The following is a 12,418-nucleotide window of genomic DNA, read 5'->3' as shown; positions in this document are numbered from 1 at the left end:
TTCTTACAATTGAATTCAAAGGGAAGGGAAATGAATACCAAGTATGACTACATCATTGTCGGAGCAGGCTCGGCTGGCTGTGTGTTAGCCGATAGGCTTAGTGCGTCGGGTGAGCATCGCGTGCTGTTGCTTGAGGCAGGAGGCAGTGATAAGAGTATTTTTATTCAAATGCCTACGGCACTGTCCTATCCAATGAACAGTGACAAATACGCATGGCAATTTGAAACGCAGCCAGAAGCTGGCTTAGAGGCTCGCCGTTTACATTGCCCTCGTGGACGAGTGTTGGGTGGCAGTTCATCCATCAACGGCATGGTGTATGTAAGAGGTCATGCTTGTGACTTTGATGAGTGGCATGAGCAAGGCGCAACAGGTTGGAGTTATCAAGAGTGTTTGCCCTATTTTCGTCGTGCTGAATCATGGATGGGTGGAGAAGATGCCTACCGTGGCGTGGATGGCCCTGTTGGAACCTGCAATGGTAATAATATGACACTGAATCCGCTGTATGACGCATTTATTGATGCGGGGCAGCAAGCGGGGTATCCAAAGACCGACGACTACAATGGTTATCAGCAAGAAGGTTTTGGCCCAATGCACATGACGGTAGACAAAGGTGTGCGAGCATCCACATCCAACGCTTACTTACGCCGGGCAATGAAACGTCCTAATGTGACGCTCAAAACAGGTGTCGTCACTCGACGAGTCCTATTGCAAGATAAGCAAGCTGTTGGTGTTGAGATAGAGAAAAACGGTCGTGTTGAATCACTATTTGTTAATAAGGAAGTGTTGCTTTGCGCAGGCTCTGTTGGTTCAGTACAGCTGTTACAATTATCGGGAATTGGACCCAAACAGGTGCTAGAGCATGCTGGTATTGACGTTGAGGTTGATTTACCTGGCGTGGGCGAAAACCTACAAGATCATTTAGAAATCTACTTTCAATACGCGTGCCATCAACCAATTACCTTAAACAGTAAACTTGGTTTAATTAGCAAAGGCTTGATTGGCACTCGCTGGGTATTGCGAAGGGATGGATTAGGCGCGACGAACCACTTCGAGTCGTGCGCGTTTATTCGTTCACGCGCAGGGCTAAAGTGGCCAAATCTGCAATATCACTTTCTACCTGCAGCAATGCGATACGATGGCCAAGCGGCGTTCTCTGGGCATGGTTTTCAAGTACATGTAGGGCCGAATAAGCCGCAAAGTCGTGGTCGGATTTTTGTCACATCAAATGATCCTCATCAAAAACCACACATTGAATTTAACTATATCAGTACAGAACAAGATAAACAGGATTGGCGAGACTGCATTCGTCTCACTCGAGAAATTTTAGCTCAACCAGCGATGGACGCGTACCGTGGCGAAGAAATTCAACCTGGTAGTGATGTGACGAGTGATGACGCGATTGATGCTTGGGTTCGTCAAAATGTTGAAAGCGCCTATCATCCGTCATGCTCATGTAAAATGGGCGCAGATAACGACGCGATGGCGGTACTTAATCCCGAGTGCCAAGTTCGCCACGTTGGGGCCTTACGCGTGGTCGACTCATCGGTGTTTCCCACCATTCCGAACGGAAATTTGAATGCGCCAACGATCATGGTGGCAGAAAAAATTGCGGACGTAATCTTAAATCAAACGCCGCTCAATAAGTCTCAAGCACCGACATGGATTGCGCCCAATTGGCAAACGACGCAGCGTCTTGGCGTTGCTAAACGTCCAATGTTCCCCTGACATAATCCAGCGAACCACCTCTACTGAGTTAACACCAATATTATCACTCTAAATCATGTAATAGGGCGCGTTTGTGCGTGTCCTAAGGGTTGCGACAACCTAAAAAATGGTCGTTTATTACGGCCGAACGCATGTAAATGCTCAATAACAGCCATGCTTAATACTGAAACCGTCGCAAATAAAAAGGGAAAATAAAAGTCATGAAGACGAACAATCACAAGTCAAACGTAAGAAAAAAGACATGCGTTAAAAATAGCGCACTACGAAGCAGTACATTGTTACTGACGCTCGCGGCTTCTTCTGTGTACGCCAATCAATGTGAGACCGTGCGTTTCTCGGATGTGGGCTGGACAGACATTACGGCGACGACCGCCGTCACGACTCAGGTGCTTAAAGGCCTGGGGTATCAAACGTCTACCCAATTGCTGTCGGTACCAGTGACGTATTCTTCCATGGCGAACCAAGACATTGATGTGTTTTTGGGCAACTGGATGCCAACGATGGAAGCCGACATTGCGAAATACCATCAAGACGGGTCAGTTGAAACGGTGAGAGCTAATTTGGAAGGAGCGAAATACACCCTTGCCGTACCTAAATATGTCTACGAAGCTTGGCTGTTCGCAGTTTTGCCGATTTAAGTAAGTTTGAAGACGAGCTTCGTGGACGTATTTACGGTATAGAACCTGGGAATGACGGCAATCGTCTTATTCAGGACATGATCGATAAGAATGCTTTTGATTTAAAGGCGTTTCGTCTAGTTGAATCCAGCGAAGCAGGCATGATGTCACAAGTAAAACGTGCGGTGAAGCGCGAGCAGTGGATCGCCTTTCTAGGCTGGGCACCGCACCCGATGAACAGTAACTTTGACATGGTGTATTTGGACGGTGGCGATGACTACTTTGGCCCTAATTATGGTGGTGCCAGCGTGTACACCAATGTCCGCCAAAACTATTTACAAGAGTGCAGCAACGTGGGTCAACTATTACAAAACTTAAGCTTTAGCCTTGAAATGGAAAATGAGCTGATGGGCAGCATACTTAACGACAATGCGAAGCCAGATGCCGCGGCAAAAGCGTGGTTAAAAGCCAACCCAGAAGTGCTTAATCAATGGTTAAAAAAGGTCACGACGCGTGATGGTGCTGATGCAACCCAAGCAGTAAAAGCGTATTTAGACATTTAATCGAACGGATCACGTTCGCGACTGCGGTTATGAATAATCGCAGTCGCCCAAAACTAGGGAGACTGATTCTGCCTAGTTATTTAAATAAAAGACCATTAAGGAGTAACAGTGGACTTTATTACAGAGCATAAGATCCCGCTTGGCGATTGGATGGCAACCTTTGTTGATTGGCTAACTTATAACGCGGCCGGATTTTTTGACTCGTTATCCTATGGTTTGGAATCAATGATCATGATGTTGGTGGATTTATTTAAGTGGTTTCCACCGTCCGTACCCATTGTCATGACGGCGTTGATCGCGTGGTTCCTTCACCGTAGTTTATCACTGGTCATATTCGTGGTCGCGGCATTACTGCTCATCATGAACTTAGGTTATTGGCAAGAAATGCTAGAAACGTTCGTTCTTGTGCTGACTGCTACGGCAATCTCGGTGCTCGTTGGGGTGCCTATTGGGATCATTGCCGCGCATAAACCATGGTTATATACCGTTCTAAGACCAATCCTAGATTTAATGCAAACCATACCCACTTTCGTTTATCTCATTCCAACGTTGGTGCTTTTTGGGCTCGGCGTAGTCCCTGGACTTATTTCTACCATCATCTTTGCCATTGCAGCGCCAATCCGTTTGACCTATTTAGGGATCAGCCGAGTTCCGGAAGAGCTCGTTGAAGCGGGTAAAGCGTTCGGAGCGAGCCGAATGAAGCTGTTATTCAACGTCGAGCTTCCCGCAGCAATGCCAAACATCATGGCAGGAATCACCCAATGCATCATGCTGTCACTATCAATGGTCGTCATTTCGGCGTTAGTTGGGGCTGATGGCCTTGGTAAGCCAGTCGTACGAGCACTTAACACCGTCAATGTCGCACAAGGTTTTGAAGCAGGTCTTGCGATTGTCTTGGTCGCGATAATTTTGGATCGCTTGTGTAAAACACCAAAAAGTCATAATCGGGAAGGATAACGATGAGTGTCATTAGTATTAGAAATTTAGATGTGGTGTTTGGGGCTCAATCCGCAGTCTCTTTTGATATGTTGGATAGGGGTAAAAGCCGTCAGGAGATTATTGATGCAACCGGCGATATTGTTGGGGTGCATGATGTCAGCTTGAACATAGAAAAAGGCGAGATCTGCGTATTAATGGGATTATCAGGTTCGGGAAAATCGAGCTTACTGCGTGCCATTAATGGTTTGAATACGGTGAGTCGAGGCGCTCTAGTGGTGGATGACGGGGAGCAGAAGATCGATTTGGCGAACTGTGATAGCGCAGAGCTGAAGCATTTACGAACCAACTGCATTTCAATGGTATTTCAGAAATTTGCGCTCATGCCGTGGTTGTCGGTCATTGATAACGCGGCCTTTGGCTTGAAAATGCAAGGTGTAGATAAAGCTGAGCGCCGTCGCCGCGCGCAAGAATGTTTAGACATGGTCGGCTTGGCCGAGTGGCAAGACAGCTTTCCACATGAACTGTCTGGCGGAATGCAGCAGCGGGTTGGTTTAGCGCGAGCATTTACGATGGACAGCGATATTCTTTTAATGGATGAGCCTTTTTCTGCGCTTGACCCGCTTATTCGTAGCCAGCTCCAAGATGAACTATTGGAACTGCAGAGGAAGCTAAACAAAACGATTGTTTTTGTTAGTCATGATTTAGATGAAGCACTCAAACTCGGCAACAATATTGCCATAATGGAATCAGGTCGGCTGATTCAACACGGTAAACCGGAAGAGATTGTACTTAACCCCAATACGGACTATGTAGCGGAGTTTGTGGCTCATACGAATCCACTCAATGTACTTTGTGGACGCTCACTAATGACTCAAGCGGAGACAATGGACGTGCAAGATGGTGAATTGGTACTCAGTCACCATGAGCAAACATTTGTCGGCACCAACGAGCAGGGACAAGTGACCTCCGTGACACGCCGGGGAAAATCGTTACCATTGCAGGTTTGGGAAGATGGTAATTGCCTTGAAACATTACAACAGGATGACCAAGTGATCACGAGCCCAGATATTTCAATGCGTGAAGGCCTAGAGATTCGCTATCGGACTGGGCAGCCAGTACTGCTAGCGGATAATGGAACACTGGTTGGCGTATTGGCGGATAACGATTTCTACCATGCTTTATTGGGTAAACACTTCACTGCTTCAGTGAGTGCATAAAGTAAACTCACCGTCTCGGTTATGGTGGTGGCGGTGGGCTTTCTGACAGAGTGCTGAATTTGCGGCAAGGCATAGCCAGTGATGGTGTTTTGTCTCCATTGGTGAGCAAAGCGCTTCACAGAACATGGGGTGATGGTAGAATGCACGTCTACTTGATTTAATAGAACCTATGAGGTGGTACTATGAACCCGATTCTAGCAATTTTAAAAGAAAATAATATCAGTGATAAGCAGGTCAGTGAACTGTTTCAAACCTTAACTCAAAATCCACTTGCCGCAATGGCAACGATCGGTCAATTGGGACTTCCTCAAGAGCAACTGCAACAGCTGATGACACAAGTCATGCAAAACCCCGCTTTGATTAAAGAAGCGGTTGAAGAGTTGGGGTTAGACTTTGCTAAAGTGGAAGCGGCAAAAGCTCAATTGAATCAACAATAGTAATGGTTTAAGTGTTGAGATATTGAATAAGAGCGTAGCAGCGTTGAGTTAATCGATGCCTCTACGACTCTTTAAAGACAACGCTTTGAAAATAAAATGTGCCGCTTTACTTATTTCTAAAACCTCTTTACTGTTCTATTAAAATTAACCTTATCAATAAAGTAATAACTCTAATTTGTGTTGGTTAATCTGACGCTTTTGCATTTCCTGCTCGTTACGGTTTTAAACGATTAAGCTACGATCTTGATGGAAAATTACTTTTCATTTATAGATTAATAGGCGGTCGTACTATTTGCGTCACAAATTTGACGTAATAGAGTTCTTCTTTCAATAAAGCACTATTTTATGTTCAACGATTTTTTTTCATTAAGTTATGAGCTACTTCTCGTTATCATCCCAATTCGTTAGGAGTTACTTCTCCAATATCAATGGAAATTTAAGGAAATAATGATATGTCAGTCGCCATTCAACAAGCAGATTCAAGTAGTCGATTTTTGGCATATTCAACGATTGATTGTGCAGTATTTGCAGAGTTTGAGTTTAAAGTTCAGCCGATAGTCCACCCTATGAGTGCAACGGTGTACGCTTATGAGGTGCTTACTCAAGTCAGCGATTGTAGTGGCGAGCAAATCAGTGGTGAAGATTTTTTTCCCAGATCAATGATCAGTTTCTTCAACGACTCATGTTTGCTCAGCTTGATTACTATAGGGATTATATAAAGAAATACGATACGTTGATGTCATTTAATCTCCCCTTTCCTGTTTGAATAACGACCATTTTGTCAACAATTTGCTCGCTGTCTTGGACTTTCCAATCGCGATTGAAATTACTTGTACACAGTTATCGTTGAGCCATCAAGCGTTGGCAAAAAACATCAAAAAATTAAGGCATCATGGTGTCGAGTTTTGGTTAGATGATTATTGCCACAAAGACAGAAGTAAGACACATGCATTACAGTATTTTACATGGGACGTGATTAAACTCGATAAATCCTATTTGCTCTATCATGATAATGACGAAATTATTAATATGCTTGCTGAATTGTTAAGCTTATATGCACCTAGGCTTATTATTGAAGGTGTGGAAACCGCGATTCAAAGGAAAATGCACTTAATGGAACATGTCTACATGCAAGGTTATTACTATTACTACCCAACTAGTATTGATAACTTAATTCCCCTGCTGGAAGAAAAAAACAATCGTAGTCCTAACTCTGATATTCGACAAAAAAAGAATCGTCCATCCATGTCACTCGCAGTAGGTTTAGCCATTGAATAGCGTAGAGGGGTTGTTTCGTTCAATTCGATTTCGGAGTGCAACGTTAACCTCATCTAATCTAGTGACAAAACATAATTTGGTTATGGTCGAGAATGCGAAAGGTTTCATTTGTATCAATGGAAAAATGCATGAGAGTATGGGCTCCACAGTTATATTTATTCCAGCGTACTCTAATGTTGGTATTTCACTTAGTGCTGTCGATACCGACCTAACGATTAATATGCATCGGTTTTCTATTGAAGAGAATGATTTTCGACCACTCATTAATAGTTTTGATATTGTTGGGATAAGAAGCAATAAATCTAGTAATGAATTGGAAATTATAGATGGCTTTAGATCGGCTCTATTCATATCATCTAATATGAATGATAGTTATGCCTTGTATTCGTTATTTTCAATGACGATGATTCAATATATTCGGCGTGCTTCTAATAATGAGCTGGTTAATATTATCTCTTTTCCTCACGAGATAGATCGTATAGCCAATGCCATGAGGATGGACATTACTAGAAAGTGGTCTGCAGATGAATTAAGTCAATCAGCTGATATGAGCTTTACGCAGTTAAACAGAGTGTTATATAAAGAAGGTATTACTTTTAGTCAACTGCTAAATATTATTAGGTTGAAGCACTCTCTCAAATTGCTTTATGGTGGTAACTCAATCAAAACCAGTGCGTATAACAGTGGTTTTGATTGTCCAAATTATTATAGTAGGGTATTTAAAAAATACTATGGGTTTAGTCCTAGTGAGTTTAGAAAAAGTAAAGAAATTTCAAGAATGGTGCCAGAGTTAACACTTTAATTTGGTCGCGCATTAGGGAGGTAATACTCTCTAGTATTACTGTGTGTCGACCGTACGGTGTATCTGTAACATTGTCATTGTCATTGTCATTGTCGTTAACTCGTTGGCGTTTTTATCATGTAAGCAACGATGGAAATCTATTGCTATATGAGATAGATAACGCGTAACTATGCTGTTACGAAGGCTTTTATGTGACTAGATATATTGATGTGCTGACGCCTTTAAGGAATATAAGGGAGGAGTGAACTTCCATGCTGCTATGTCTCCAACCTATATTCCTTTCAACTATCTGGCTGTGTTCATGAAAGCCTGTGTGTCAAATTCTACACTCTACACTCTACACTCTACACTCCACACTCGTTACACCGCTTCATCATGAAGTGGTCTAGGTGCTAATCTCAGCGATCGAACATCGGCAAGTCACGTATATACTTTAGCGAGCATTCGATGGAGGCTACATGCAAACACTTACCTTATTTTATGATGGAACATGCCCATTATGTAAAAAAGAAATGGCTGCACTTAGAAAACACGATATTTATAAAAGAATTGATACGGTGGACATTTTCAGTGAAGATTTTCATGACTATCCACAGATTGATCCAAAAAAAGCGAATACCATTTTACATGCTATCGATGAAAGTGGGCGCCTTTGGTTGGGACTTGATGCAGTTTACCATGCGTGGAATTTAGTTGGCAAAGGGTGGATGTATGCGCCGTCACGTTGGCGTTTGATCAAGCCTACTGCAGACAAGCTTTATTACTACTTTGCTAGGAATCGTTATCAGATTTCACTTTGGCTCACAGGAAAATCGCGCTGTAGTAACGGGTCCTGCTCTCGATAAGGAGAAGTCATTTTGGTGATGGCGACGGAGTGGCTGTAGCGTGGAATTATTTGAATGAGTAAACCTTAATCAACATCAAGAAGCAAAAGTCTCTCTACAAAAGTAGAGAATGCCGACTTTGAACTGTATATTGCGCATATCGGCGTACGAAGCGTAGTTTGTCTTCGACTATAAAAATATAAAGAGTGTACATTGGAACTATTAAACATCGATTGTTTGGGTAAGTCTCTTCGTTTAGAAGGATCTATGGCAGGTTGGCAGCAACTTTTTTGGGGGGAGAGGTGGTCTCGGTTATTCCAGCTTCGACAGATTATCAGGGGATAAAAGAACACCAGTTTCAACTCTCAGTGCAACCCGCTCAACCAGTCGCCTCTTTGGACGCGAATATGGACACCTCGGTCGCGCAATCTATTACCGTGAAGTTAGTTACTGACTTAACTTGGCAGCCCTTTACTATTCGTTACCAACTGTTTGTTAATGACGAACAAGTGACAGAAGGCGATAGAAACACAAAAGATATTGAACAACAGGTCCCGGTCACACCGCTTGAAAAACAGAACAAGCTGAGCGTCATCGGTTTGGCATCGTTGGGATTTAAGTTGCTGAAAAGCGCTAAAGTGATCAAAGTTGTTCTGATGGGAGCGAGCGTTGCGGCTTACTCTTGGTTGTTTTCTCTGCAGTTTGCATTAGCGCTGATTGCGTGTTTGGTTTTCCATGAGTATGGGCATATTCGCGCCATGAAGTACTTCGGGATGAAAACTAAAGGAATATATTTAATTCCATTCATGGGCGGACTCGCGCTCAGCGATGAAAGGATTAATACCCGGTGGCAAGATGTGGTGATCTCCATTATGGGCCCAACGTTTGGTTTGTTTATGTCGTTACTGTCTTTAGTGGCGTACTGGATCACAGGAGCGGATATCTTTGCCGGACTTGCTGCGTTTAATGCGCTACTCAATCTGTTCAATTTGCTGCCCATTCTGCCGCTTGATGGCGGACATATTTTAAAAAGCATCAGTTTTTCCATGAATTCTCTAATTGGGCTTGTCATGTGTATTGCTGGAGCGGCTTTTGGTATCTATCTAAGTTACACGCTGAACCTGACTCTTTTAGGGTTGATGCTGCTGATAGGGAGTGTCGAAATAGGCTTTGAGTGGCGAGCTCGACATTACAGTCATTTATTGCCGCTTGATCGCTCTGGACAGATTGTCTCTGCGGTTTGGTATGCGACTACCGTAGCGAGCTTAGTCGGTATTATTTGGTACTTGGCGGGCTCGGGCGACGACATGCTGGGGCTCCCTCTATTGATCCTACAGAGCTAACTTTCTTTCCTTCAGACAAAGGGCCTTAACATGGCCTTTTCAATCTTAGAGCCGTAATTACTTTGTCTTGATGGTGATTTCATTTGTTGTAATCAACAGGTGGAATCACCAGTATTTCTCGCCAAATTACACGCGAATCATTGCGCATGATCACATAGGTTTGTGCCATTAATCCATGTTTATATTAAGGCTATTAACATGGTTTTAAATTAGTTGTTACATAGCGAGTATCGTGAGTGGTAATAATAGTGTGATCTAGGTAGAATACGCCCTCAAAAAATGACAAGTCTAGCAAGTGAGCACTTTCGAATGAGCAGAAAAATTGAGTTATTGGCACCGGGCGGCGATGTAGAAGCCATCAAAGCAGCAATCGTTGCAGGCGCGAATGCCGTCTATTGTGGGTTGGACACTTTTAATGCTCGTAACCGAGCGTCGAACTTATCGCTTGATGAGTTAAATGGTGTCATTCGCCTCGCTCATGAATATGGCTGTGAGGTGTTCCTTACTCTGAATGTCGTTCTTCTTGAGTATGAGATTAAGAGCATTGTTAAGCTGCTTAATCAATTAGTGAACACGAAAGTTGATGGCATTATTGTTCAAGATTTAGGCTTGTTTGATTTGGTCAAGAAGCATTTCCCAACGTTAGACGTTCATGCTTCTACGCAGCTAACAACGCACAATGAAGGTCAAATTAAGTTCCTTTCTAAAATTGGTGCAACCCGCGTAAACCTGTCTCGCGAGTTAAATTTACCTGAAATAAAAATGCTGACGCAAGTGGCTCATGACCATGATGTTTTGACCGAAGTGTTTGTGCATGGTGCGCTGTGTATCGCGTTCTCTGGACAATGTTATTCAAGTTCAGTGAGTGTGGGTAACTCAGGAAACCGTGGTCGTTGTAGCCAAGCGTGTCGTGATGAGTATGAAATTACCAATGCGGGCAACAAATTCCCACTTAACTTAAAAGACAACTCGGCCTATTACGATTTACCAGAATTGGTTGATGCAAAAGTTGATTCATTGAAAGTTGAAGGCCGCATTAAAGGCGCGCACTACGTTTACACTGTGACTGATACATGGCGTAAACAGATTGATAGCTTTGTCGAAAAGGGGCTATTGATTGAAGACGACTCTAACTTGCACAAGGTATTTAACCGTGACTTTACTAACTCTTTCTTAAAAGGCAATTTAACGAAAGACATGTTTATCGACAACCCTCGTGATAACAGCGCTAACTATGCAGCTGAAAAGCAAGGGGCGATATCGGTTGTTCAGATCCAAGAAGTGAACAGTGAACTTCATGCGGATAAGAACGTGCTCGGCCAAGAAATGCGAGAAAAAATCGAGTTCTTAGACATTCGTAAAACACCTGTTACGTTAGTCTTTAGCGCTAAAGTGGGTCAACCGTTAACAGTGACGGTGAACTCTGATGCAGAAAGCTTTGCTGTGACATCGACATCGATTTTATCCGCTGCCGATGAGAAGTCGATTACTCAAGAGTTCTTACAGAAACGTTTTAAATCTCTTAAAAGTGCTGTTCATACTATTGAATCTTATGATTTCTCAGCTGTTGATGCGAACCTTTCCATTCCGTTTAGAGAAGTATCGGTAGTTAAAGATGAGATTGACTTTATTTTGAATGGCTCGGTAGCCGTCGTTAAACATGTCGATGTGCCAGCGTTGGAGAAGTTTGCAAAAGTGAACGACAAGCCGACGTTGTCAATGTTGATTGCCGATGAAAAAGATCTGCATTTATGCGATGTGACAGATGCTGATATTTACTTCAAATTGCCTGAAAGCTTCAAAAAGCGTAACAATAAATATATTGATATTCTTGCCGCTAACCCACGATTGATTCCTTGGTTCCCTGCTGTATTGATTGGTAAAGATTACGATGAAGCGGTACGTGTGTTAGAAGAAGTAAAACCAGCACGTATTGTGACTAATAACACGGGTATCGCGTATAAGGCCTACGAGATGGGTATTGAATGGGTGGCAGGTCCATTTATGAACACCACAAACTCCCACGCGCTTATTACATTAAAAGAAGAGTTGAACTGTGCGGGTGCGTTTATCTCTAACGAAATTAATCATGGCCAGATTCGTCATATTTCTCGTCCTGAAAACTTTAAGCTTTTCTACAGTATTTATCATCCAATTCTGATGATGACGAGCCGTCAGTGTTTCTTCCAACGCACAGTGGGTTGTAACAAGGCCGCGATAGAAGATGGCTGTATGCTTAAGTGTGAAAAAGCGACAACCATTACTAATGTGAAAGGTATCTCGTTTGCCGTTGATAAGCAGAAGGGCGGCTATCCAAGTATCTATAATCATGAACAATTCTTAAACTACGATATTGTGAATGACTTGTCTGGATTGTTTGACGAGTTCTTTATCGATCTGACTAATATCGGTGCGGGTTCAAAAGAGCGACAAGATAAAGTTGAGTTGATCAAACACTTCGAAGGTTTACTGGCGGGTGTTGAGGGCTCTCAACAACAGTTAGACCGTTTAGTTGAAGTTCGCACTAACGCTCAGTATGTGCAAGGGCTATAAGAAAGGGCTCGAGAAGCAAAACGGACGGGTTGTCGGTATTGTCTTATGTCCTAGTTCCTAGCGTGAGTGATGGCGATAACGACGAAGTCTTATAGAGCCCCTAATCAGAGTTGTCTGTTT

10 protein-coding genes and 1 pseudogene are annotated in these 12,418 nt (G+C 43.1%); all 11 read left to right on the top strand.

Annotated features, from left to right (window positions below; genetic code table 11):
* The first annotated feature begins 30 nt into the window (after positions 1-30).
* Complete coding sequence (gene betA / locus AC0L66_RS10370; protein WP_265675640.1) at positions 31-1,725, top strand: choline dehydrogenase; 1,695 nt, start codon at positions 31-33, stop codon at positions 1,723-1,725.
* Between the two features lie 200 nt (positions 1,726-1,925).
* A pseudogene (locus tag AC0L66_RS10365) lies at positions 1,926-2,905 on the top strand (choline ABC transporter substrate-binding protein).
* Positions 2,906-3,013: 108 nt separating this feature from the next.
* Positions 3,014-3,862, top strand: a complete 849-nt coding sequence (gene choW, locus AC0L66_RS10360) for a choline ABC transporter permease subunit (RefSeq protein ID WP_265675642.1) — start codon at positions 3,014-3,016, stop codon at positions 3,860-3,862.
* Between the two features lie 2 nt (positions 3,863-3,864).
* Complete coding sequence (gene choV / locus AC0L66_RS10355) at positions 3,865-5,061, top strand: choline ABC transporter ATP-binding protein (RefSeq protein ID WP_473567187.1); 1,197 nt, start codon at positions 3,865-3,867, stop codon at positions 5,059-5,061.
* Between the two features lie 182 nt (positions 5,062-5,243).
* Positions 5,244-5,498, top strand: coding sequence for a DUF2999 family protein (locus tag AC0L66_RS10350; protein WP_265675644.1), 255 nt, complete (start codon positions 5,244-5,246; stop codon positions 5,496-5,498).
* A 452-nt stretch (positions 5,499-5,950) separates the two neighbouring features.
* On the top strand, positions 5,951-6,217 hold the full coding sequence (locus AC0L66_RS10345) for a hypothetical protein (RefSeq protein WP_473567185.1): 267 nt from the start codon (positions 5,951-5,953) through the stop codon (positions 6,215-6,217).
* A gap of 43 nt (positions 6,218-6,260) precedes the next feature.
* On the top strand, positions 6,261-6,776 hold the full coding sequence (locus AC0L66_RS10340) for an EAL domain-containing protein (protein WP_473567184.1): 516 nt from the start codon (positions 6,261-6,263) through the stop codon (positions 6,774-6,776).
* Between the two features lie 136 nt (positions 6,777-6,912).
* Positions 6,913-7,578 carry a helix-turn-helix domain-containing protein gene (locus tag AC0L66_RS10335; protein WP_265675646.1) on the top strand — a complete coding sequence of 222 codons (666 nt, stop codon included), beginning with the start codon at positions 6,913-6,915 and terminating at the stop codon, positions 7,576-7,578.
* Positions 7,579-8,036: 458 nt separating this feature from the next.
* Positions 8,037-8,423, top strand: a complete 387-nt coding sequence (locus AC0L66_RS10330; RefSeq protein ID WP_265675647.1) for a thiol-disulfide oxidoreductase DCC family protein — start codon at positions 8,037-8,039, stop codon at positions 8,421-8,423.
* Between the two features lie 254 nt (positions 8,424-8,677).
* A complete protein-coding gene (locus AC0L66_RS10325) occupies positions 8,678-9,745 on the top strand; it encodes a site-2 protease family protein (RefSeq protein WP_473567181.1) in 1,068 nt (355 codons plus the stop codon).
* A gap of 309 nt (positions 9,746-10,054) precedes the next feature.
* A complete protein-coding gene (locus AC0L66_RS10320) occupies positions 10,055-12,298 on the top strand; it encodes a peptidase U32 family protein (RefSeq protein WP_473567179.1) in 2,244 nt (747 codons plus the stop codon).
* Positions 12,299-12,418: the final 120 nt, after the last annotated feature.

This window comes from Vibrio sp. GJ43-1 (assembly GCF_055808835.1).
The sequence above is the reverse complement of the archived record's forward strand: the minus strand, read 5'-3'. Positions and strand labels throughout refer to the sequence as shown.